This is a genomic window from Enterococcus caccae ATCC BAA-1240 (assembly GCF_000407145.1).
GTDB lineage: Bacteria > Bacillota > Bacilli > Lactobacillales > Enterococcaceae > Enterococcus_L > Enterococcus_L caccae.
Window position 1 is genome coordinate 550,242 of sequence record NZ_KE136472.1, and the last position, 24,402, is coordinate 574,643.

Annotated in this window: 23 protein-coding genes, 1 tRNA gene, 1 pseudogene and 1 other annotated feature; of the genes and pseudogenes, 21 read left to right on the top strand and 4 right to left on the bottom strand. The window is 33.9% G+C overall.

Translation table 11 applies throughout. The features are described from left to right. Positions 1 to 30: 30 nt before the first annotated feature. A complete protein-coding gene (locus I580_RS02425; protein ID WP_010763354.1) occupies positions 31 to 267 on the bottom strand; it encodes a hypothetical protein in 237 nt (78 codons plus the stop codon). A gap of 138 nt (positions 268 to 405) precedes the next feature. On the opposite strand from I580_RS02425, the gene I580_RS02430 reads away from it, so the two are divergent. The 3 genes from I580_RS02430 (at position 406) to I580_RS02440 (ending at position 2,498) form a co-directional block, all read left to right on the top strand. Beyond that, positions 406 to 478, top strand: a tRNA-Thr gene (locus I580_RS02430). Between the two features lie 201 nt (positions 479 to 679). Continuing rightward, positions 680 to 2,146, top strand: coding sequence for a MucBP domain-containing protein (locus tag I580_RS02435; protein WP_010772899.1), 1,467 nt, complete (start codon positions 680 to 682; stop codon positions 2,144 to 2,146). A 166-nt stretch (positions 2,147 to 2,312) separates the two neighbouring features. Next, positions 2,313 to 2,498: a hypothetical protein gene (locus tag I580_RS02440; protein ID WP_010772898.1), complete on the top strand. Its 186-nt coding sequence runs from the start codon at positions 2,313 to 2,315 to the stop codon at positions 2,496 to 2,498. Between the two features lie 135 nt (positions 2,499 to 2,633). On the opposite strand, the gene I580_RS02445 is transcribed toward I580_RS02440, so the two are convergent. Beyond that, complete coding sequence (locus tag I580_RS02445; protein ID WP_245558671.1) at positions 2,634 to 3,377, bottom strand: hypothetical protein; 744 nt, start codon at positions 3,375 to 3,377, stop codon at positions 2,634 to 2,636. Between the two features lie 255 nt (positions 3,378 to 3,632). Here I580_RS02445 and I580_RS02450 point away from each other — a divergent pair, with 255 nt between their 5' ends. From I580_RS02450 to I580_RS02475, 6 genes are all read left to right on the top strand, one after another. Beyond that, complete coding sequence (locus tag I580_RS02450) at positions 3,633 to 4,817, top strand: FtsW/RodA/SpoVE family cell cycle protein (protein WP_010772896.1); 1,185 nt, start codon at positions 3,633 to 3,635, stop codon at positions 4,815 to 4,817. An 18-nt stretch (positions 4,818 to 4,835) separates the two neighbouring features. Beyond that, on the top strand, positions 4,836 to 5,192 hold the full coding sequence (locus I580_RS02455; RefSeq protein ID WP_010772895.1) for an arsenate reductase family protein: 357 nt from the start codon (positions 4,836 to 4,838) through the stop codon (positions 5,190 to 5,192). Continuing rightward, on the top strand, positions 5,189 to 5,515 hold the full coding sequence (locus I580_RS02460; protein ID WP_281169475.1) for a glycine cleavage system H family protein: 327 nt from the start codon (positions 5,189 to 5,191) through the stop codon (positions 5,513 to 5,515). The genes I580_RS02455 and I580_RS02460 overlap by 4 nt, the downstream gene beginning before the upstream one ends. A 60-nt stretch (positions 5,516 to 5,575) precedes the next feature. After that, positions 5,576 to 5,820, top strand: a binding site (T-box leader). A 170-nt stretch (positions 5,821 to 5,990) separates the two neighbouring features. Then, entirely contained in the window at positions 5,991 to 7,028 is a 1,038-nt protein-coding gene (locus I580_RS02465) for a methionine ABC transporter ATP-binding protein (protein ID WP_010772893.1), read from the top strand. Between the two features lie 49 nt (positions 7,029 to 7,077). Beyond that, positions 7,078 to 7,707, top strand: a complete 630-nt coding sequence (locus I580_RS02470) for a methionine ABC transporter permease (protein ID WP_051091078.1) — start codon at positions 7,078 to 7,080, stop codon at positions 7,705 to 7,707. Positions 7,708 to 7,743: 36 nt separating this feature from the next. Beyond that, complete coding sequence (locus I580_RS02475; protein WP_010772891.1) at positions 7,744 to 8,595, top strand: MetQ/NlpA family ABC transporter substrate-binding protein; 852 nt, start codon at positions 7,744 to 7,746, stop codon at positions 8,593 to 8,595. 46 nt (positions 8,596 to 8,641) lie between these two features. Here I580_RS02475 and hemH read toward each other — a convergent pair whose 3' ends face one another. Then, the gene (gene hemH, locus I580_RS02480; RefSeq protein ID WP_010772890.1) at positions 8,642 to 9,583 is read right to left on the bottom strand and encodes a ferrochelatase; all 942 of its coding nucleotides are present in this window, start codon (positions 9,581 to 9,583) and stop codon (positions 8,642 to 8,644) included. A gap of 338 nt (positions 9,584 to 9,921) precedes the next feature. Between hemH and sufC the strand changes: the two genes are divergently transcribed. From sufC to I580_RS02535, 12 genes and pseudogenes are all read left to right on the top strand, one after another. Continuing rightward, positions 9,922 to 10,692, top strand: a complete 771-nt coding sequence (sufC, locus tag I580_RS02485; protein ID WP_010763366.1) for a Fe-S cluster assembly ATPase SufC — start codon at positions 9,922 to 9,924, stop codon at positions 10,690 to 10,692. Between the two features lie 14 nt (positions 10,693 to 10,706). Further along, on the top strand, positions 10,707 to 11,993 hold the full coding sequence (gene sufD / locus I580_RS02490; protein ID WP_010772889.1) for a Fe-S cluster assembly protein SufD: 1,287 nt from the start codon (positions 10,707 to 10,709) through the stop codon (positions 11,991 to 11,993). Beyond that, on the top strand, positions 11,990 to 13,225 hold the full coding sequence (locus I580_RS02495; protein ID WP_010772888.1) for a cysteine desulfurase: 1,236 nt from the start codon (positions 11,990 to 11,992) through the stop codon (positions 13,223 to 13,225). The genes sufD and I580_RS02495 overlap by 4 nt, the downstream gene beginning before the upstream one ends. Then, the gene (sufU, locus tag I580_RS02500; RefSeq protein ID WP_010772887.1) at positions 13,212 to 13,676 is read left to right on the top strand and encodes a Fe-S cluster assembly sulfur transfer protein SufU; all 465 of its coding nucleotides are present in this window, start codon (positions 13,212 to 13,214) and stop codon (positions 13,674 to 13,676) included. Before I580_RS02495 ends, sufU begins: the two co-directional genes overlap by 14 nt. A 51-nt stretch (positions 13,677 to 13,727) precedes the next feature. Next, positions 13,728 to 15,122: a Fe-S cluster assembly protein SufB gene (gene sufB, locus I580_RS02505; RefSeq protein ID WP_010772886.1), complete on the top strand. Its 1,395-nt coding sequence runs from the start codon at positions 13,728 to 13,730 to the stop codon at positions 15,120 to 15,122. A 350-nt stretch (positions 15,123 to 15,472) separates the two neighbouring features. Next, a pseudogene (locus tag I580_RS17210) lies at positions 15,473 to 15,640 on the top strand (DUF4767 domain-containing protein); the annotation flags it as partial. Between the two features lie 122 nt (positions 15,641 to 15,762). Next, a complete protein-coding gene (locus I580_RS17215) occupies positions 15,763 to 16,008 on the top strand; it encodes a hypothetical protein (RefSeq protein ID WP_010772885.1) in 246 nt (81 codons plus the stop codon). Positions 16,009 to 16,402: 394 nt separating this feature from the next. Further along, on the top strand, positions 16,403 to 17,356 hold the full coding sequence (locus tag I580_RS02515) for a HamA C-terminal domain-containing protein (RefSeq protein WP_010772884.1): 954 nt from the start codon (positions 16,403 to 16,405) through the stop codon (positions 17,354 to 17,356). A 6-nt stretch (positions 17,357 to 17,362) separates the two neighbouring features. After that, positions 17,363 to 19,513, top strand: a complete 2,151-nt coding sequence (locus I580_RS02520) for a DEAD/DEAH box helicase (RefSeq protein ID WP_010772883.1) — start codon at positions 17,363 to 17,365, stop codon at positions 19,511 to 19,513. A gap of 63 nt (positions 19,514 to 19,576) precedes the next feature. Continuing rightward, positions 19,577 to 21,244: an RNA-directed DNA polymerase gene (locus I580_RS02525; RefSeq protein ID WP_010772882.1), complete on the top strand. Its 1,668-nt coding sequence runs from the start codon at positions 19,577 to 19,579 to the stop codon at positions 21,242 to 21,244. A gap of 662 nt (positions 21,245 to 21,906) precedes the next feature. After that, positions 21,907 to 22,554 carry a hypothetical protein gene (locus I580_RS02530; RefSeq protein ID WP_010772881.1) on the top strand — a complete coding sequence of 216 codons (648 nt, stop codon included), beginning with the start codon at positions 21,907 to 21,909 and terminating at the stop codon, positions 22,552 to 22,554. A gap of 333 nt (positions 22,555 to 22,887) precedes the next feature. Beyond that, a complete protein-coding gene (locus I580_RS02535; RefSeq protein ID WP_010772880.1) occupies positions 22,888 to 23,262 on the top strand; it encodes a hypothetical protein in 375 nt (124 codons plus the stop codon). A 230-nt stretch (positions 23,263 to 23,492) separates the two neighbouring features. Here the strand turns inward: I580_RS02535 and I580_RS02540 are convergent, their stop codons facing one another. Beyond that, entirely contained in the window at positions 23,493 to 23,759 is a 267-nt protein-coding gene (locus I580_RS02540; protein WP_010772879.1) for a hypothetical protein, read from the bottom strand. Positions 23,760 to 24,402: the final 643 nt, after the last annotated feature.

Genomic DNA, 24,402 nt, shown 5'->3' on the forward strand with positions numbered 1-24,402 from the left:
AATCCATCCAGTAATTATGGATGGAAAAATCTATACTTTTTTTAGTTTTTTGTAATTGATGACGATCACACCATTACTTTTAACCATTAAATCGGTGTTGTCAGAGTTTTCATCAATTTCCACAACAGCGGAGTTATTTAATTGTTTCGTGATAATCCCCGTTTGTGGCTGACCATGCATCAAGAAAGTGACCTGAGTATCGACAGTGAATAAATCCCCTTCTGCAGAAGGCTCAACAGGACGATTAAAGTTACCGAAATTAGACATTCAAAAAAACTTCCTTTCTTAACTACTATTATTATACCACAAATTAAGAAAAATTTCAGAAAACTAATTTTATTTTAAAAAAAGAACTGTTTTTATCTTTACAAAAGGTAGGTTTAGTTTTATAATTTTGATTGTATTGCCAGCTTAGCTCAGTTGGTAGAGCAATGCACTCGTAACGCATAGGTCACAGGTTCGATCCCTGCAGCTGGCATAAATTACAAAACAAGCTTACCAAAGTCTTTGAACTCTAGGTATGCTTGTTTTATTTTTTGCCCAAGCTGAATAGTGATATAAGCTAATTAGAAAATAAGTGTTCTATTATTTCATTTTATTAAAATAAAAAAACAGATTGGATGAGAATACTGTGTTACGATTTTTTTAGTAAAAATAATAGAAAAGCGAGAGGTTACAGATGAAAAAATTTTTGCACTGTATAGGATTCCTCATATTAGGAGCTTTGATGTTTTCTTCTTCAGCTTTTGCACAAGGAAATGTATCTAGTTCAGGAATGAAAACTTCAGATGACGGGACAGATTATGTTCTTGTGGGAAAGGCTTTTCATGATATTTTCTCTGAACCGACAGAAATAGACTTAAACACAAATAAGTTAGTTTATTTCCAACAAGAATTAACAGTCAATAACGGAACTATGACGAAGTATTTAGCAAAGTTTACAAACCAAGACAGCACAGGAGATTCTTGGTTTCAATTTGCCTCGTATCCTACAGTCACTAAAGGAAATGCTAAGCTAGCATATACAACAGACGGAATAAATTATAGTGATATACTGCCCGATTTAAATGATTTAGTTGGTTATAAGATGGAGCTTACGCAAGCGATCGACCATCTAGATGATGAAAACAACCGAGAGCCGGATTTACTTATTTCATTTACAATGACGCCAAAAAGAGAATTTATTCTTGAAAATAATGCCTTGAATAAAGATATTGTTCCTTTTAGCGGTGGATATGATTCGGGTGGTTATGGTACCTATATTGATTGGAGATTTGGAAGAGGGGTACATTTTACGAATATCCCAATACCTGGGGAAGATGTTCAGGTCGTTTATGAAGAGGAAGATGGCACCGTAATTCATGAACCTCAATTAATGAAGGGCAATATTGGTGATACGTATGATGCTACTACAGATCAATATAAATTGGATATTCCAGGCTATACTTTAAATCAAAATAAACTTCCAACTAATGCCGTAGGTCTTTTTACCGCCGAAAAACAAAGCGTAAAATATGTATATAGTAAAGATCCCGTTGCTGCAGCAGATGTAACAGTAAAATATCAAGATACAAACGGAAAAAGCCTTGCGGATGCGGTTGTCAAGACAGGAAACATCGGCGATTTGTATTCTACAGAACAAAAAGAGTTTGATGGTTATACATTTAAAGAGGTTCAGGGAAATACTACAGGGATATTCATGGATAAAGCTCAAACAGTAATTTATATCTATGAAAAAAATCCATCTAAGATATCGAATGTAATAGTAAAATATCAAGATACCAATGGAAATAATTTAAGTGCCGAAGTGGTGAAAATTGGAGTAATTGGCGATTCATACGCCACTGAACAAAGAGAATTTGATGGCTATACATTTAAAGAAGTTCGAGGAATAGCAAAAGGATCATTTACAGATAACCTTCAAGTTGTAACGTATATTTATGAAAGAAAGATAGAAACAATGACCAATGATCAATCAAACGATAAACCTGCACAAAAAACCACACTATTTCCGCCATTAGGTGAAAACAATCAATATTCAAAAGTACTAATAACACTTGGAAGTGCGCTAACCATAGGTGTGCTTGTATTTTGGCTAGGATTAGTGAAGGTGAAAAACAGGATAACCGTGGATAAGATACTTTAGAGGATTTTGTCTAAATTAAGTGCAAACTCAAAACCATACTTATTGAAGGTTTTGAGTTTTTTTAACCATTTTTCCCTTTATTAAGAGAATTCATTCATAATTTTTGTATATTTACAAAAAAGAGCCTACACTGAATGTATAACTAAGTATATAGGAGGAATGCATCATGTCAGAAAAAGTTGATCAAATCAATAAGTTAGCGAATGAAGCAAAAAAAGAAGTCGAACGTCTAGAAGATAAACGACAAGAAAATCTTGGCAACTCCATCAATTATATTGAGAATGAATTGCAAGTCCAACGATTATACGCTCAAATCGAAGCTTATGAAAAAGTTTTGGATATTGTAAAATAACTCTATTTTTATAATGATGTAGTTTACAAAACCAATTTTAATACCAATAGGCTAGACAAAACGATTTTAGTTTTGCCTAGCCTATTTTTTTGTTATTAGGTTCAATAAAAAATAGTGTTCATTAGCTGATCATTCTCAATAATTAGTTTTATCATAAAGAATAAATTTTCTTCGATTAATTAAATCAGTAGCGCCTAAAAATTCATTAGTCTTTTCATATCGAAATGTGATGTAAGGAATCTGCTTTTTATCTGGATATAACGTACTGGCGGTTTTTTCTTGAATTAGAAAACCGATAGTATCCATATATTTTTTCTTCACACTGTTACGTTCGTACTTTACATCTAAAGGTACTGTTACAAGTAAACTTCGATAACTATTATATTTTCTATCAATTTTGATAATCATATTTTCAGATGAAGTAACGACCTCTTCTAAAAGTGCAGGCATTTCATTATTAATTTTTTCTTCTACGAATTTATCGTTTTCCTGTTTAGCTACGAATTTACTATAATCAATTTTAACCTGATATTGAATCTTTTCTTTTTCTTTATAAGATGAAAAAGAGATATCAGTTGTAGGATCTTTTCCATCTATAAAAATATTTCTCCAAATAAATGTACCATCTTTATCAATTTTGAGTATCCCTCGTGTTTCTTGTGTACTAATACCATTTCTATTTTGGATAATATTAGCAGAAAAGCTGCTATAGTCGGATTTTCCAGTAAGCTGAAACTGCCCGTTTTCATCTGCTTCAATCGTATCCATATCGAGTGTAATCCAAGGTTCATTTGCTGTTTGTGATTCGTTTTCTGTGTTGTTATGCTTCCCACAGCCTCCAAGTGATAAAATAAACAAACTAATTCCTAACAAATACATCTTCTTCAATGTTATTCATCTCCTTTAAAAATGTATTATATACTTATACAACGCGACAAAGCAATGCACATAAAAATTAAACGAACTTAGAAAAGTATAGTAAAGGACACATTTGTCAAAATGAAAAAAACAATGTAAATACAGCTACTAAATTTGTACTTTAAAGTTTTTCCAAAATCATCAAGACTATACTTTCTTTTCTCCTTATAGAAAGTTATAATAAAAAGCGTATGATTTAAGGAAAAGGGATGACGAATGAATAAAAATAAATTAATGCGCAACTTAGATAATAGAATTGATTATGGTGTAATCTTACCTGTGTTCCTTCTTTCGATCATCGGTATACTGTCACTTTATGTCGCTTTAAGTAATGATCCAAACCGACCAGAAATCGGAAATATGCTGATGAAACAAGGGCTATGGTATTTAGTCGGTGGCGTTAGTATCGTGATTGTTATGAATTTCAGCTCCAAGCTTCTCTGGCGGCTAACTCCAGTGTTTTATGTGATTGGACTGATCATGATGGGGTTACTATTAAAATTTTATGATCCCTATTTAGAATCACAAACAGGTTCTAAAAACTGGATCAGCATTGGCGGCACGACTTTTCAGCCTTCGGAATTAATGAAAGTAGCCTTTATCTTAATGTTGGCTTATGTAGTGACAATGCATAATGTTAAAAATGTCAATCGCACGATAAAATCTGATTTTTGGCTGATTGGCAAAATGTTATTGGTGACAATGCCGGTCATTATCCTAATTTTACTACAGGATGACTTTGGTACAATGTTGGTTTTCTTAGCCATTTTTGGCGGTGTATTTTTAATGTCAGGAATTACGTGGAAAATTATTTTACCAACATTTTTGGCGGCTTTATTATTAGGAGCTGGAACAATTTATTTAGTAACCACGACTACGGGACGTGAATTTCTGTATTCAGTTGGTTTTAAACCGTATCAGTTTGATCGAATCGATTTATGGATGAATCCTTTCCATCATGATCCAGATCGTTCTTTTCAACCAGCACTTGCAATAACTGCAATTGGTTCAGGAGGCTTACTTGGAAAAGGGTTTAATGTTAGTGATGTTTATGTACCAGTCAGAGAATCAGACATGATTTTCACCGTTGTTGGTGAGAACTTTGGGTTCATTGGCGGCTGCTTTATTATTTTGTTATACTTTATATTGATTTACCGCATGATTCGTGTTTGTTTTGATACGAATAATGAATTTTATGCGTATATTGCAACAGGGATCATTATGATGATTTTATTCCACGTATTTGAGAATATTGGGGCCAATATCGGGTTATTGCCTCTAACAGGGATTCCGTTACCATTCATCAGCCAAGGTGGTTCCTCTATTTTAGGAAATATGCTAGGGGTAGGATTGATCATGTCAATGAAGTATCAAAAAGAAGCAACGATCGAAGAATATTAAATGAAAGAAGGCGTTAAAATGTACACATTTTTCTGGTATCCAAAATGTTCAACGTGTAAGAAAGCAAAAGCGTGGTTAGATGCTAAACAGGTAAAATACGAAACAATCGATATGATCGAAAATCCTCCAACTGCAAAACAATTAGCAAACTGGATGGAACAAAGTGATCTGCCAGTTCGCCGTTTCTTTAATACAAGCGGTATTCGTTATAGAGAACAAGGATTGAAAGATAAGGTCAATGACTTTACAATCAAAGAAGCAAGCGAATTATTAGCGACTGATGGTATGCTGATCAAACGTCCGATTTTTGTTAAGGGAGATCAATTTTTAGCAAACGGATTTAAAGAATCTGATTATGAAGGAGCTATTAAATAATGGCTGAAAACTTGAAAATAATCGACAACTTATGGATTTTAAAAACAAATGAAGGATATAAAATTGGCTTAACCAATGAAGCACAAGAGGATTTAGGCAATATCACATTTGCGACGATGCCAAAGGTTGGTCAAACATTGAAAAAAGGCGATTCTTTGATCGAAGTGGAAGCTGAAAAAGCGGTCAGCGAATTCAGTTCACCAATGGGTGGAACGATCGTTGCAATCAATGAAGCTGCCGAACAAGATCCAAGTGTATTAGATGATGCAGATCAAACAAAAGCATGGATCGCGATTTTGTCAGATGTTGAGGAAGCTAAATAGAGCCAAGCATAAAATTAATTGACAAGCTATATAGATGTTGCTATAATTTCATCAATAAAAGTAAAAGCTTTGAAAAGAAGAGTACATGTCAAACGTGTTTGAAGAGAGCCTTGTTCGCTGAAAAGAGGTAGCATAGTTGAGATGGAAGATGGTCTTTGAGCGGAATAAGTGAGCAGAAGTGAACTTATTACGGGAGTGCCCGTTATAGCACGACAGTATGCGAGTTCAAGTACTGTATAAGGCTATTATTGTGAAATAATAGTAAATCAAGGTGGTAACACGAAAGACAAGCTTTCGTCCTTATGTCAGATTCAGACATTTGGGCGGAAGCTTTTTGCATGTTCAACATCATGTTATAAAGTAACTTGATGTTGAACATGCAAAAAGCACTAATCTACAAGATGTTACTCACAATGACACGTATCCTGTAGTATAATAAAAAAGAAGTAAAACCAAAGAAAGCGGAGGGGAAAAAATGCCTCTAATCGAATTAGAACACGTACAAAAACAATTTTCCGGTAAAACTGGACAAGTAACAGCTGTAAGTGACGTTTCACTAACAGTCGATCAAGGGGATATTTACGGCATCGTCGGCTATTCTGGCGCTGGTAAAAGTACGTTAGTTCGTTTATTAAACGGCTTGGAATTACCAACAGAGGGAGAAGTCATTATCCAAGGGCAAAATGTTGCGAAAATGGCAAACCGAGAACTACGTCAATTTCGTAAAAAAATCGGCATGATTTTTCAACATTTCAATTTATTATGGTCAAGAACGATTTTAGAAAACATCATGTTACCATTAGAGTTAGCAAATGTTCCAAAGAATGTGAGAAAAGAAAGAGCCCAGGAACTTTTGAGTTTAGTTGGTTTAGAAGGGCGTGGAGATGCTTATCCAAGTCAGTTGTCTGGTGGACAAAAGCAGCGTGTGGGTATCGCTAGAGCTTTGGCTAATAATCCTGAAATCTTGCTTTGTGATGAAGCAACTAGCGCACTAGATCCACAAACAACTGATGAAGTATTGGATCTATTATTAGAAATCAATAAAACATTGAACTTAACGATTGTACTGATCACACATGAAATGCATGTTATTCGTAAAATTTGTAATAAAGTTGCGGTCATGGAATTAGGCCAAATCGTAGAAGAAGGCGATGTGTTGGAAGTCTTTAGACATCCGAAACAAGCTGTTACAAAACGTTTCGTGCAACAAGAATTAGAACCTAAAGAAGATACAGAAGAATTATTACAAGAATTGATCAAAGAAAATCCAGCTGGGTTAGTAGCTACTCTTCAATTTAGTGGTGACAATGCGAATGAACCAGTCATTTCTCAAGCAATCCGTAAGTTTGCTGTAGATATCAATGTGGTTCAAGGACAAGTTCAACAAGCTAAAGAAGGCGCATTTGGTTCCCTAACCGTTATGATTATTGGATCAGCAAATGAAGTAGAAAAAACATTGACATTCTTTAAAGAAAAAGAAGTTGGTTTGGAGGTGATTCACCGTGGCGAATGAGACATTTGCAGAAAAGTATTTAAATTTTAGTCGGGTGAATCCAGAATCAATGCAACAAGCGGCGATCGATACATTATTCATGACAGTCGTTGCGATGATTTTTGTTATTATTATTGGTTTTTTATTAGGATTGTTACTTTATAGCTTGAGCCGTAACAAATCACCATATGCTAAGATTTGTTATAGCATTCTATCAGTAGTCAGTAATATTTTTCGCTCGATTCCTTATATCGTATTGATTATCTTATTGATGGATTTTTCCAGAAAACTAGTTGGCACTGGTATTGGAGCAAAAGCAGCAATTCCGTCATTGATCGTATCAGCAGCACCATTTTACGCTCGCTTAGTTGAAATCGCGTTCCGTGAAGTTGACAGTGGTGTGTTGGAAGCAGCAGATGCAATGGGTGCTTCTAGAATTCAAAAAATCTTTAAAGTCTTGATTCCAGAAAGTACGCCAGCGTTGCTATCTGGCGTTACACTAACAACAATCACCATGATCGGTTTTACTGCAATGGCAGGAATCATCGGCGGAGGTGGTCTTGGTGGCCTAGCTTATCAAGAAGGATTTAGTCGCAACAATAATACCGTTACATTAGTCGCAACAGTTTTAATCTTGGTTATTGTGTTTATTATTCAGTTTGTCGGCGATCAATTAGTGAAACGTTCTGACAAACGATAAACAATCAAAATAGAAAAACAATTGGAGGAAATAAATATGAAAAAGAAATTATTCGGTTTAGCAGCATTAGCAGTTGTGACATTTGGTTTAGTCGCTTGTGGAGGAGCAAAAGACAAAACAGATGATAGTAAGTCAGCGGGATCTGAAAAAGAATCATCCGTTTTAAAAGTTGGCGCATCCGCTTCACCTCATGCGGAGATCTTAGAACAAGTAAAACCAATTCTTAAAAAAGAAGGCATTGATCTAGAAATCGTTCAATTTGATGATTACATTTTACCAAATAAAAACTTGGCAGAAGGCGATATCGATGCGAATTACTTCCAACATATTCCATACTTCAATTTACAAGTCAAAGAAAACAATTATGATTTCGCAAATGCTGGTGGGATTCATATCGAGCCAATGGGTCTTTACTCAAAACGAATCAAAGATATCAAAGAGTTAAAAGATGGCGCAACGATCATTACATCAAACTCTGAATCTGACTGGGGTCGCATTATTACGATTTTACAAGATGCTGATTTAGTTACCGTTAAAAAAGGGGTAGATTTAGAAACTGCAACATTTGAAGATATCGATAAAAATCCTAAAAACTTGAAATTTATCCATAACATCAATCCAGAAGTTCTAACAACAACTTACAACAATGATGAAGCAGATCTTGTGGCAATCAATGCAAACTTTGCTTATGGAGCTGGTTTAAATCCGTTGAAAGATTCAATTTTACTGGAAAAAGATAATTCACCATACGTAAATATTGTGGCTGTTCGTTCAGAAGATAAAGATAGCGATAAAATCAAGAAACTGATTGATGCATTACACAGTAAAGAAATCCAAGATTGGATCCTTGAAAAATGGGATGGATCTGTAAAACCTGTAGATAAATAATAAAAAAAGACAGAAAAAATCTTAATTGATTTTTCTGTCTTTTTTACTATTTTTGTATGATTTTCTCCAAAATATCAACAAAGATCGGGTCAGCATTAAACGGATGAATATAGTGGAAATGTTCGCCACCGTTTTCCATAAAATAGCCATAATTTTCTTTTTCAATTTCTTCAACAGTTTCTAAACAATCAGAAACGAACCCAGGAGTGATGATCAAAATATTTTTATCCCCTTGTTTAGGTAGCTCTTTTAACGTTTGATCAGTTGCTGGAGTGAGCCATTCAGCTGGGCCAAATTTTGATTGAAACGTACTAATGAAAGGAACATCACCAACTTGTTTCATTACAGCTTGAGTCGTTTGCTCGCAGTGCTCTAAGTAATGATCGCCTTTTTCCACGTAAGAAACCGGGATACCGTGATAAGAGAAAACAATCTTATCGAACTCTTTTTCAGCTAATGCTTGTTTGATTTGATTGGCTAAAGCTTCAATATATAATGGCTCATCGTAAAATGATTGAATAAAATGTAAACTAGGAATCGCTTCAGCTTTCAAATAAAATTTAGCTACTTCATCGAATATCGGCGCAGTAGTCGTTGTTGAGTATTGCGGATACAATGGAATAATCGTTAAATCGGTAACACCTAGATCATGCATTTCCTTTAAAACTTCTGGAATCAAAGGTTTACTGTAAGACATAGCATAGCGAACGATGTGATCTGGAAAACGTTCTTGCAACTGTTCCGTTTGTGATTGAGTATAAATAAGTAACGGTGAACCAGCTTCTTGCCAAATTTGTTGGTACAAAGCAGCTGATTTTTTCGGTCTAGTTCGTAAAATAATTCCATGTAAAACAGGTAACCAGATCAAACGGTTAGTATCAATTACTCGTTTATCACCTAAAAAACGCTTTAAATAAGCACGAACTTCTTTCGTTTCCGGTTTATCCGGAGTACCTAAATTAACAAGGATGATTCCTTTTTTAGACATTAAAAAACCTCTTTTCGTATGGCTGGGACAAAATGATTTTTGTTCTAGTCAAAATTTTTCTGAAATCGTTGTAAATTATCTCACAAAGATTGAGGAAAATCAAAGTTGTCTGCTAATTATAGGAGGATATTTGACTGATAAGTAGGAGGGAAAGTCCGTAAAAAGTAAAAAAGAGAACAATAGCCATTTTAGAAAGATTCTAATTAAGTCCACTTTTTCACAAAGAAAACCTAGATTAAATAAGAATTATTCTAGTAAAGAGATTGCTTATCATTCTCAATTAGGATAAAATGAATGAGAACGATAAAACAATAATTTTAAGTTGGAGGGAATTGTACATGTCCGTTTTAGAAATTAAAAATTTACACGTATCAATCGAAGATAAAAAGATTTTAAAAGGGGTTAACCTGACGATGAAAACAGGTGAAATCCACGCAATCATGGGACCGAACGGAACAGGTAAATCAACCTTATCTGCTGCAATCATGGGAAATCCTAATTACGAAGTCACAGAAGGCGAAATCTTGTTTGACGGAGAAAATGTATTAGAACTTGAAGTGGACGAACGTGCCCGTTTAGGTTTATTCCTTGCAATGCAATACCCAAGTGAAATTCCAGGAATCACCAATGCTGAATTCATGCGTGCGGCAATCAATGCCAAACGTGATGAAGATGATAAAATTTCAGTGATGGAATTCATCAAAAAATTAGATAAAAAAATGGATCTACTAAATATGCCAGAAGAAATGGCTGAACGTTACTTAAACGAAGGCTTCTCTGGTGGAGAAAAGAAACGTAACGAAATCCTACAATTATTGATGTTGGAACCAACATTTGCCATTTTAGATGAAATCGATTCTGGTTTAGATATCGATGCCTTGAAAGTCGTATCAAAAGGCGTAAACGAAATGCGCGGCGAAAACTTTGGCGCGTTGATCATCACTCACTACCAACGTCTACTGAACTACATCACACCAGATGTGGTGCATATCATGATGGAAGGCCGTGTCGTGAAAACTGGCGGTGCGGAACTTGCGAAACGTTTAGAAGCAGAAGGCTATGCTGGCATCAGCCAAGAATTAGGTATCGAATACAAAGAAGAAGCATAAGGAGGACAAGATAAATGAAGGAAATAACAACAGTGAATTATCTTGACGACGTTAGAGCTTTTTCAGCACGTAACGAAGAACCTACTTGGATGACGGACTTACGTGTAGCGGCTTTAGAAAAAGCTGAAAACCTAGAATTACCAAAGATCGAACGGGTGAAATTTCACCGTTGGCCTTTGTTTAATGTGAATACTGAAGAGTATGCACCTGAAACAATGAACATCCCAAGCTTTGATGCAATGAAAGACAATCCAGTAATCGTGCAACAAGGATCGATTACAGCGTTTGAACAACTTTCAGCGAAATTAGCCGAACAAGGCGTGATTTTTACTGACATGTTTACAGCCTTGCAAGAACATGGGGATTTAGTCAAAGAATATTATATGAATAAAGCGGTTGAAATGGATGAAGATAAATTAACAGCTTTCCATACAGCCTTTATGAATAGTGGAGTGTTCTTATACGTACCAAAAAATGTTGTCATTGAAGAACCAATCGAAGCGATCTTTATTCAAGATTCAGCGAGTGAAGAATCATTCTTCAAACATGTCTTGATCGTAGCAGACGAGCATAGTGAATTTAGCTATTTAGAACGATTCCAAACAATTGGTGATCAAAAAGTCAAAGTGTCAGCGAATATTGTAGTTGAAGTGATTGCCAAAGCTGGTTCAAAAGTGAAATATTCTGCTGTGGATCAATTAGGCGAAAATGTTTCAACCTATATGAACCGTCGTGGTCATATCATGCGTGATGCGTCTGTTGATTGGGCGTTAGGTGTGATGAATGATGGTGACGTAGTTGCTGATTTTGATTCAGATTTAGTAGGCGAAGGCGCTCATTCAGAAGTGAAAGTTGTGGCAATCAGTGCTGGCAAACAAACACAAGGAATTGACACTCGTGTAACCAATAAAGCCTCTCATTCTGTGGGACACATTTTACAACACGGAGTTATTCGTGAACGAGGTACTTTAACATTTAACGGAATTGGTCACATCTTAAAAGGTGCTAAAGGGGCAGATGCCCAACAAGAAAGTCGTGTCTTAATGCTTTCTGATAAAGCCCGTGGCGATGCCAACCCGATTTTATTGATCGATGAAAATGAAGTAACCGCAGGACATGCAGCCAGTGTTGGTCGTGTTGATCCAGAAGAAATGTACTATTTAATGAGCCGTGGTCTACGTAAAGATGATGCGGAACGTTTGGTTATCCGTGGCTTCTTAGGTTCAGTGATCACAGCGATTCCTGTTAAGGATGTTCAAAAAGAATTTGTAGATGTAATTGAAGGGAAGTTGAATGCATGATAAACGCAGATAAGATTCGGCAGCAGTTTCCCATCTTGTTTCAAGAAGTAAATGACGAGCCGCTTGTTTATCTGGATAATGCAGCAACAACTCAAAAGCCCAAAGCAGTTTTAGATAAACTGACTTATTATTACGAACACGATAACGCCAATGTCCACCGTGGTGTGCATACGTTGGCAGAACGTGCGACGAAAGATTATGAAGAAGCTCGTGAAAAAGTTAGAGCCTTTATCAATGCCAAAGAAACAGCGGAAACTCTCTTTACCCGAGGCACAACCACAAGTTTAAATTGGGTGGCAAAAAGCTACGGTGATTTAGCGGTTGAAGCTGGGGATGAAATCGTGATTTCCTATATGGAGCATCACTCTAATATTATTCCTTGGCAACAACTAGCGGAACGCAAAGGCGCAACCTTAAAATATATCGAGATCACAGCAGACGGTTTTTTAGATATAGAAAGTGCAAAACAACAAATCACGGATAAAACCAAGATTGTTTCTATTGCGCATGTATCCAATGTTTTAGGTGTGATCAATCCAGTAGCAGAGTTGGCAGAGTTAGCTCATAGTCATGGTGCTGTCTTAGTTGTCGATGGTGCTCAAGCGGTACCGCATATGCCAGTGGATGTTCAAGCAATCAATGCTGATTTTTATGCATTCAGTGGGCATAAAATGTGTGGTCCAACTGGAATTGGTGTATTATATGGAAAACGTGAATTATTAGATCAAATGGAACCCGTAGAATTCGGTGGGGAAATGATCGATTTCGTGAATTTGTATGATAGTACGTGGAAAGAACTGCCTTGGAAATTTGAGGCAGGGACACCCAATATTGCTGGAGCGATCGCTCTAGGTGCGGCAATCGATTTTCTAACAGAGATTGGCTTAGAAGAAATTCATCAACATGAAGCAGAATTAGTAGCTTACGTGTTACCAAAACTATTGGAAATCGAAGGACTGACGGTTTACGGACCGCAAGATCCAGCCCATCATACAGGTGTGTTGGCGTTTAATTTAGATGGATTACATCCGCATGATACAGCGACAGCTTTGGATATGGAAGGCGTGGCAGTTCGTGCAGGACATCATTGTGCACAGCCATTATTGAAGTATTTAAATGTGCCAGCAACGGCTCGTGCGAGTTTCTATCTCTATAATACCAAGGCAGATGCGGATCGATTGATCGAAGCAATTTTAGCGACAAAGGAGTTTTTCCAACATGGCTCTATCTAGATTAGATAATTTATACCGTCAAGTGATCCTAGATCATTCCAGTCATCCTCATCACCATGGAACGTTGGCTGAATCAAGCAAGAAAATCGAAATGAACAATCCGACTTGTGGCGATGTGATCGAATTGCAAGTGGCTATTCAAGACAATGTTATTAAAGATATTGCGTTTAGTGGCAGTGGTTGTTCGATTAGTACAGCGAGTGCCAGTATGATGACAGATGCGGTGATTGGGAAGACATTAGCCGAAGCAGAACAGTTGGCAGAAGATTTTTCTCAGTTGGTGCAAGGAAATGACGTACCAGAAGAAGAAAAATTAGGCGATGCAGCGATGCTTAGTGGCGTGGCAAAATTCCCCGCTCGGATTAAATGTGCAACACTTGCTTGGAAAGCGTTAGAACAAGCAGTTGAAAATGACGGACAAGGAACCGCAGGACAATTACACTGTGAATAATAATAAGTAGGTTGAATTCAGTAAGGAATCAAGAAAAGGACGTGAGATAATTTGAGTACTGTACCTGAGTTAGAAGAATATCAATTTGGTTTTCATGATGATGTGAAACCAATTTTCAGTACGGGAAATGGACTAACAGAGGAAGTCGTTAGAGAAATTTCACGTAAGAAAGAAGAACCAGAATGGATGTTAGAGTTCCGTTTGAAGTCATTGGAACAATTCAACAAAATGGCCATGCAAGAATGGGGACCTGATTTATCTGATATCGATTTTGAAAAAATCAAATATTTCCAAAGAGCTAGTGACAAACCCGCTCGTGACTGGGATGATGTACCAGATAAAATCAAAGAAACTTTTGAAAGAATCGGAATTCCAGAAGCCGAACGTGCGTATCTAGCTGGAGCTTCAGCGCAATATGAATCAGAAGTGGTTTACCACAATATGAAGGAAGAATTCCAAAAATTAGGAATCATCTTTACAGATACAGATTCAGCGTTGAAAGAATATCCAGACATATTCAAAAAATACTTCGCAAAATTAGTCCCACCAACAGATAACAAACTAGCTGCATTAAACTCAGCGGTTTGGTCGGGTGGAACGTTTATCTATGTGCCAAAAGGGGTTCGTGTGGATGTGCCATTACAAACATACTTCCGAATCAATGCGGAAAACACGGGACAATTTGAACGTACGCTGATTATTGTTGATGAAGGCGCAAGTGTTCACTACGTAGAAGGCTGTACGGCACCTACGTATACAAGCAATAGCTTACACGCAGCAATCGTTGAGATCTTTACACATAAAGATGCGTATACACGTTATACAACCATCCAAAACTGGTCGGATAACGTTTATAACTTGGTAACAAAACGTGCCAAAGCCTATGAAGGTGCCACCGTTGAGTGGATCGATGGGAACTTAGGTGCTAAAACAACGATGAAATATCCAAGTGTTTATCTAGATGGAAAAGGCGCTCGCGGCACAATGCTTTCAATTGCATTTGCTGGTGAAAATCAAATCCAAGATACAGGTGCGAAAATGATTCATAATGCGCCAAACACTTCAAGTTCGATCGTTTCTAAATCAATTGCTAAAGATGGCGGTGAAGTGAATTACCGTGGTCAAGTAACGTTTGGAAAAGATAGTGCGGGTTCGATTTCACATATTGAGTGTGATACGATTATTATGGATGACAAATCGAAATCTGATACGATTCCGTTTAATGAGATTCATAATAGTCAAGTGGCGTTGGAGCATGAAGCGAAGGTTTCGAAAATTTCGGAAGAGCAGCTTTATTACTTGATGAGTCGTGGGTTGACTGAGGTTGAGGCGACTGAGATGATTGTTATGGGATTTGTTGAGCCGTTTACGAAGGAATTACCGATGGAGTATGCGGTTGAGTTGAATCGATTGATTAGTTATGAGATGGAAGGCAGTGTTGGATAAACCTGTTATAGGAGCTAGAACCCTTGATATATAAGGATTCTAGCTTTTTTCTTTTACCTTGAAATTAGAAACGACCAGCTTTTGACCAGCTTTTTTACTTATTATTCATCATATCAGCAAATTCTTGACCAGTTTTCTTAGGTGCATTGTTCGTAATATGTGCATAGATGTCTAAACATTATAGCCCCAATAACAATGTGGATTTATATGGGTTAATGCTACCTGATAAAGTTTTAGATAATAAGAATGGATGGCAAGCAGTTGTAGATGATGTTCCGATTAAAATATAATGGTCTGAGAATGGAGAGGGAGTAACTGGCTACTCCTTAGTTGCTGTTTATTCAGATGCAGATACTCAACCCTACCTTGAAAAGCACGTTTATTTCTTTACTTTTGCGTCAGGTATACCTAAAGTATTAATTACAAAACAGAACCAAGGAAATGAAAATAATTATTTATATTTTAAAGAAACAGAGAACAAAGAACAAAGAACAAAGAACTTAAAGATGGCTTTTTAGAAATTGTCTCGGGTAATAAGAATCATACAACAGATGTAAATAATCAAAATGAATTTAATTTAGGTACGATTGCATATAATGATTTGAATACAAATGACTATATTCAAGGGAAAGCTCAATGGATGGGGTGTTCAATAGAGGATGATGGGACAACGATAAATTTAATTCCTGCAATGTCTGCTACTATTCAAAATGTACAACTATATATATCTGGACAAGGTAATACTGATTATTATAATAAATTTCTAGATGCTGCTAAAGATATAAGTTTAAAGACTGGCGGTAAGCCTGTGAGTATTTGGAGTAAAGGTGGAGATGGAGAAGTCACTATAACAACTCAGAATGGGGCTGTTGTCTATAGTATTTAGTTTTGGTAAATATTAAGAAGTAAGATGACCCCACCCCGTTGTTTTCTGACCGTAATAAGGGTACCTGAAATGTGAGCTACTAGGCTAACATGGGGTACTCTTTTTTTGATTTTTGCAAAAGGAAAATAAATTTTGATACATGAAACGATCTGAAACAAGCTTTGATAAATGTTGATATAACAGTCTTATTGCGCGTTTCAGGTATGAAAATATAAAATGTAGTTTTTACTCAAAAAACGTTAAAAAGTGCTACAAAGTTGTGGGAGTTATTGTATATGAAACAGACCTACAAATATTTCATTTTAACATTGTGGTGTTTTTTATAATATTAAAGTTGAGTTATTTTGTTATTAATGAGAGAATATATTTAAGAAAAAATGTGAGGATAGTAATTATGAGTAAAAAAAATAAAATTCAGAAAGTCTTATCTTGTAAAATATCAGAAGCTAATTTTTATTCCTATCATGTTGATTTTGATATTTGTGAAAAAGACAGCGTGCAACAGAGGATTGATGACTTTGTACAAATCATGTGTGAAGAAATACCAAGTTTTGCTTTTGGCTTCCACAGAGGTGAAAATGTTCCTCAAGATGAGATTTTAAACACTTTAGTTGAGGCAGCAAGATCGATATATAAGATAACAGAATACAGAGAAGTAGCAGAAATGTATAAAAAAGGTGAGTCTATTGATGATAAAATTGATAATAAATATTTAAGAAGAGGTGAATTTGGGGAATTATTTCTTCATTCAATTTTAAAATATTTATTTAACACTAATCCTTTGATAGCTAAAATCCATTTTAAAGATTCATTCGGACATGCTGTCCATGGCTTCGATTCTATACATATTAATACTGAAAGTATGACTCTTTGGCTTGGGGAGTCTAAGATATACACAAGTGGAATAAATGGGGTAGATGCACTAGCACAAGATCTTTTTGAACATTTTAATACTGATTATTTTAATAGTGAATTTAATATAATATCCAAAAGAATAACAGATTCATATGAAATGCTGGATTCTATGGGATTTGATTCTGAACATTGGATTGAATTGTTGAATAGATATACAAGTCTCTCCGAGCAACTAAACAATATAGTAATTCCGATGTTTTGTGCGTACGAAACATCGACACTGGATTCATATGAATTAGATTTCGAAAAATTTTCTAAAGATTTTGAAGATGAAGTGTATAAATTGAAAAAAAGATTTGATGAAAAAAGTAAGGAGCACCCTCTTATAAATAAACTAAATATTATAGTGATATTGATGCCTTTAAAAAGTAAAAAAGAAATTATATCAAAGTTGCATTCAAAATTAACTCTGATTCAAGCATTAGGAGGTTAAATAAAGGTGAATTGGGATATAGTGAATATTTATGAAGTAAATAAACTAGATTTTAATGAGAGTTTTTCTCTTGCAAAATACGTATCGAATTTGTCTTTGTCAAATAGAAATAGTTATGCTAGAAAAATAATAATTCATATATACGAAATTTGGGATAATGTTGATGATAATACAAAGGAAATATGGAGTGATTTAGCTGAAAGTCAGGGTTTCTATCCTTATATTAAAGACAGAATGGATAACACATCTGAAATTAGACGTTCTTTTCATCAGTCCGAGTATATTGATAATATAGTTTTTCATAAAGAACAGAAAACATTATCATATTTGATAAAAAAGAAGCAAAATTTAATTGTTAGTGCACCGACTAGTTTTGGTAAAAGTTTACTGATTGAGGAGATAGTCGCTTGCAGTAAACACAATAATATATTAATTATTCAGCCTACACTAGCTTTGATTAATGAAACTAGATTGAAATTAAAAAAATATAAAAAATATAACATGATAGTTAATACTTCTCAGCAAGTTGAAGAGAAAAATATTTTCATTTTAACTGCTGAAAGAGTAATAGAATTTCCTAATCTTCCTAAGATTGATTATTGTGTTCTTGATGAGTTTTATAAAATAAGTTCCGATAGAGATGATGAACGATCCGATGTCTTAAACATTGCTATAAAAAAAATTTTAGATAGACGAGATACAGCATTTTATTTTATTGGACCAAATATTGATAAAATTTCTAATGGTTTTGAGAAAAAATATAATGCTAAATTTATTAAGACAGATTATTCTCTTGTAGACGCACAAGTCGAATTAGTAAACATCAATTACAAAAATGATGGGAAGCGCAAACAAGAAATGGAAAGAGAAGAAAAACTTTTTGAACTTTTATACTGTAAAAAAAATGAACAATCCATTGTGTATACATCGTCACCAGATAGAGCATTTAGGTTGGCTACAAAGTACTATGAATTTTTAAAACTAAATAACTATCTGGAAAAAGAAGAGTTATTACCAATAAATGAATGGATTTCTGAAAATATTAATAGTAATTGGAGTTACAATAGGCTGTTATTACAAAAAATAGGTGTCCATTCCGGAACTATTCCCAAGCACTTAACACACTCCATAATTCAATATTTTAATTATAAGAAGCTAAACGTATTATTCTGCACCTCTACTATTATAGAAGGCGTAAATACCTCAGCAAAAAATGTATTTATTTTTGATAAAAAGAAAGGTCCGAATGAAATTGATTACTTCGATTTTTCTAATATAAAGGGTAGAGCAGGTAGATTATTAGAGCACTATACAGGGAAAGTTTACGTTTTTCATAAAATTCCTCCAAAGACTGAAATAGAGTTAGATATGCCATTCTATGATCAAGAAAAAATATCTGATGAAATATTAATTAACTTTGATAAAGAAGAATTATTTCCCGAAAATATAAAGAGGTATGAAGAACTGATAGAGTATGATAAGGAATTTTTGCCGATAATAAAGAAAAATGCTGTTTCTGTAGAAGGTCAAAAGAGAATTATTAATGATTTATATGAAAAGATACGGACACAACCAGAGTTAGTTTTATGGACTGGAAAGCCTTCTTTCAAGGCTATTAAATATATACTGGGTATTTGTTGGGATAATTTATTAAAAGAAACTGAGACTACAAGACCAATGACTCGGAATAAATTGCCAGTTGTTGTGTTTAAATATCTCAATAGTTCTTCATTTAACGAAATATTAAGACAAGAATATATATATATAAAAGAGCAAAATCCGAATTGGCAAACTCAAAAAATACTAGATCAAACTATTAGCAATTGTTACCGAGAACAAAGACATTGGATTTCATATAAAGTTCCTAAATGGCTGGATGTTGTTAATTCATTGCAAAAAGAAATATGTAAAATTAATAATATTTCTAATGTAGGAGATTATTCTTATACTTCATCTCAACTTGAAAATGAAGGCGTTGATGGAAATTTTTCGATTTTACTGGATATGGGTGTCCCTGCAAGTGCAATTAAAAAAATAGTACCAATGTTATCTGAAGAATTATCTTTAAAAGAAGTGGTAAATATATCAAAAAAAATTGCTAACTCGTCTAATAGTAATTTATTACAATATGAAAAAGAAAAACTAAGAAATTTGTAAAATCTTACCTATTGAAAATTGAGGTTTGAATCAGTATTGAATAAAATTCATGAAGGAGAGAATATGTTAGACATAAAAAAGTTAATAAAATATGAATATATACCAAATGAATTACCTCCCAGTTTTAATTCAGATTTATTATCGGAACATATAGAAAAAATTATTGAGAAATTAAATTATGAAAAAGTAAAACCGTCAAAACCACTAATTTTTAATGGGTTTAAAACTGTATCTTCAAGAAGACGATTTGCAATTCCAAATCCACATCAATATATTAATGCTGCAAAAACATTAGTTGAGAACCAAACTGAGTTATTTGAAATTTTTAATAAAACCAGTAATTCGTTAACCGCACCTTCTAACCAGAGTACCAGTTATGCTAAAGCATATGATAGAAAGGTTACTAATTTTTCTGAGGTAAAGAAAGAAGTAAAAAAATTGTATAAGGATAATTTGTTTGGTTTAAAATTAGATATCCAATTTTTTTTTGATAGTATATATACCCATAGCATTTCTTGGGCTATCCACGGCAAGAAATTATCAAAATCAAATACTAAGAATTTTGAGTTGTTGGGAAATAAAATTGATGCAAGTATTCAATTATTGAATGATTTACAAACGAACGGAATATTAGTTGGAAATGCTGTATCAAGAATTGTCTCAGAAATCTTGCTTTGTTCTGTTGATTATGAAATAAAAAAAAGAGACATTAAAATTGACTATTTGCGATATGTAGATGATTATTTTATCTTTACAAAAGATAGAGCTCAGATTGAATCCATAATTTCTATTTTTAGAGAAGAGCTGGATAAATACGAGTTAGTTTTAAATGAGAATAAGATTGAAATAATTGAAAGTCCGTTTGTATATGGAAAATCATGGGTTGAAGAGATAAAAATTTACTCATCAATAAATATTGAGAAATTACTTGAAAAATCAATTATCGAATATCACAAATATAAGGATATATCAATAATTAAATACGTATTAAAAATTATAAGAACAAATACGTTTACAAAAGATGAGTGGGATTCTATTGAACCTATATTGTTCAACCTATTGATAAAGTTTCCGATTCTTACAAAAAATTTAGTAATCATTCTGAAAAACAATTTTTCTTTTGTCAGAAAGACACAGCTAAAAAGGATTTTATATTCTGTTATAGATATTCATCTTCATCTGAGAAGTGACGAAGAAATAATTTGGATAATTTGGATGTTTAAATCGTTAGGTCTTTCCATGTCAATAGGTTATATAAAAAAAATACTAAGATCTGAAAACTGGATAGCTATCATTATTTTGCTGGATATATTATCTGAAAGAAAAAACGAAATTGGTATTAAAAGAGAATTATCAAAATTTAGAGAAAAATTCAAAGAAGAATATTTTGCTGGAAATGCTGAAGAAAATATGAATAGTGAAGTTTGGCTTTTAGCTTATGAAATAGACTTCCATAAATGGTTAAACACTGGTGGAAATAAAAATGAACAATTTGTTGAAGCTCGAAAAAGTCCTTTTTTTAAGGAGTTAAAAAGCAAAAATATTTCTTTTTATGATTCAAATTATCAGTATGAATTAATTTCTCAAGGCATTTTGCAAAATAACACTTATGTAACAAGGAAAGAACTTATCAATATTTTAAACGAATTAGAAAAAGATCAAGAATTAACTGATGAAGAAATAGAAGAAATTATAATTTCTTCTATAGATATAGATGAAAATGACTACTAGAAAAAAACGAAAAACTGAGAATAAATTAATTGACTAAAGATATAGAATAAAAATAAAAAGACAGGCTTCAAAGCCTATTTATATTTTTGCTCCCAATAACATATCTATATTGACCAGATTTTGACCATCTTAATTTGATAATCATTGATAACTATTGATTAATTGAACTACTATAAGTGACCTTAATTACTTGTTTTGACAATGAATGACACTGGTTGAAAAGTCGATTCCAATATGGAAGGGTCTGTTGGATAACAATTTATATTTGCTAGTAACACTGCTATAGCAGCGTTACTAGCTTTTTTATTTTGCTTTGGAATATGAAAGGTCTGTGCTTTACTTAATGTTCTTAGGTTTATTCTAAAGATTACTGATTTTTAATAATTCTTTTTTTGAGTTAGGAAGACTATTGTTGTTAGTACATTTCTTGGACAAGTTCTGAATAGTTCTGAATCAAAAATGTTGAAAACTGCTTCTTTACAGAGTTTGTTTTATATACTTTTGTTTATGGATAGAATATATAATAATTCAAATGGCAGTCGTAATTCCAACGATTGCGGTAAAAACAAATAACCGTTGATCACTAAGTGGCACTTTTTATTGTTCACATCTAGACGTTTATTCGGTATTATTTATATATAGAATAAAAGGAGTGTGAGAATATGTTTCCAATTGGTACATATGAAAGACTTATTAGCAAAATTAAGGGTAGGGAAATGACAAGGAAAGCTGATTTAATAGGTATACTTTTTGCTGATATACGACAATCAGAAACGAAAGAATATATTTTAAATTATTTAGATACATTTAATTCTACCTCGGGCAAGTTTATAGATTTTTATATTCCTGGATATTACATAGAAGAGGAGGTTACTAAAGGGCATGAGACATATTATGGATTTGAAAAAATTGAAGTTGATTCAAAAACATATATTTTTTCTGTAAAAGAGTACGAAAAAGCAATTCAGACTTTTGCAAAAGATTTTGGCGTAAAAAGAAGGTATGTACCTGCTCTTTATCTTATAGAATGGAGTAATGGAAATTTTTCTAATGCAGAGATAATTGAGATTGAGTTAAACAAGAGTCCTGATTCAGTGAAAAATACTGGTGAATTATTTGATGTTATATTTGAATTGTCTAAGAAGGGTACAAATATACTCTCAAATTCAAAATCTAGATCAATAAATAATGCGTTGACCGTATCTGATTTAAGAGACTATTTACTTGGTGATTTTGCGAGTGATACTGGAATACCAGTTGTAGCATCAGCTTTCAATATAGGGAAACGCTTGTTAAGTATAAAGTTGTAAGTTGCTAATAAACACTGCGAGATATAATTAGCAAATCTTATTTAACAGTCATCGAATTACGGTGGCTGTTTATATTATTTAAAAAGAAGTGAGGTTAAATGACAAAAAATAATAGATAGCAAGCTTGCTGGGATTAACTATAGTTATAAGGCAATGTGATAGTAGTGGCTGCACCATTTATGATTATTTAAGGATGTGGGGTATTTTCTGGCACAATGTGTTTGTTAGTTAAAACAAAATATTCCTACCTGATGATGGTACGCATGAATTTCAAAATAGACATCAATGGGATTGGAATGAAAGACCATCTAGACAAAAAGGAGAGTAATATTAATGAGCCCAATACATGATTATATAATAAAATGCTATTCTGTTAATTTTGAAGACAAGAAGATAGTTTTAGATGTTAGCAACGATATAGAAGACAAACAAGTGGTTTTCCATAACTTTTTTTGTTACAAATTTTATGATGAGATGCCGTACAGTATAATCTTAGACTTAGAAGAACGATCACTAGACGATTTCTTTTCCGAAAATAAAGAGTTATTGCAAGAAGAAGAAAAAAGGGCATGGCCTATAGTGTATGATACTTTTGATGAGCTCGAATCAGAAATTAGGTCCGCAAATGTTTCTTATCAAGTGTTGTATTCATCATACGGATTAAATGGGTGGGTTTTAGCCAATCATGTGGAAATTATTTCAAAATGAAATTCTACGTATTTTAAAAGAGATATGATGCAGTGAAACGGTCATATTTCTTTTAGCTATTCTTTAGGATTATTTGATAGTGCAGCATGGATAGTGACCTATATTTTAGTAAAAGTAAATGTTTAACTAGTAAAATATGACTAATTTCTTCTAAATGAAATAGCCAATAATAAAGTATGTACTCTTTTCTATTTAAGAAAGTGAAGAGTATATACTTTTTTATATTGAACTTAAATTTTCCCTCTCTGAACCATCCTCGCTACAATCTCCTCACTCTCCTTCAAAACCCCCTCAAAATCCCCAGAAAAAACCTGATATAACTGCTGACAAGAATAATACCGCATCCGCATATCCTTCTTACTCCTTGTAACTTTTCCATCAAAAAACTCATCTAAATAAACCAACGACTTCTGCCAAGACCGAAGCTTGATCAACTCACTCCGCACATCCAAAATATCCTGATAAGGTACCGCCTTCAAATTCTGTTCTTTACTCATCACTACACATCCATTCCTATTTTTTTTTAAACCAACAGGAAAATAAAAAACGATCAGACCTATCTGTGCCTCATCGTGTGCAATAGTTCGCCAAAGAACACATGAAATCGCCAAAAAGATGAAAGAATCTAGCAAAGAGACTAGTAAAATCAATCAAAATTAAGTACAATAAAACATGCGAGTACTTCGGTACGCGCTATCGGCAACTCGATTATGCAGTTCCTGCTGCTTATTCGGGGCCTTGCAACATGATTCCAGTCAGGTTGTAAGGTGCCGTTTTTTATTTTTCTATTTTTTAACTTGTACATCGTTACGTTTCATTATCACCACCATAGATAAAAATCAGATCTAGAATAGAAACAAAAAAGGCATTGGCGCAATGTCCAATACCTGAATAAGTCAATAGTACCTTAAAGAAACCTAGCAATCCTTTTTAGTGGTAGCTCAAAAGAGACACAACAAAAAAGCTAGTGATTCGTTTACTATTGGCAAACTTGTGCGGACAGTTCCTGCTGTTTTCAAGACCATTTCCGTTCGGTGCCAGCCAAACAAAAAGGTGCCAAGGATTAAATTGTCATAAAGTTGAGTGATGTTCTGAATCAGGACTTACTCAGCTTTTTTGTTACTTATATCTATATACTAA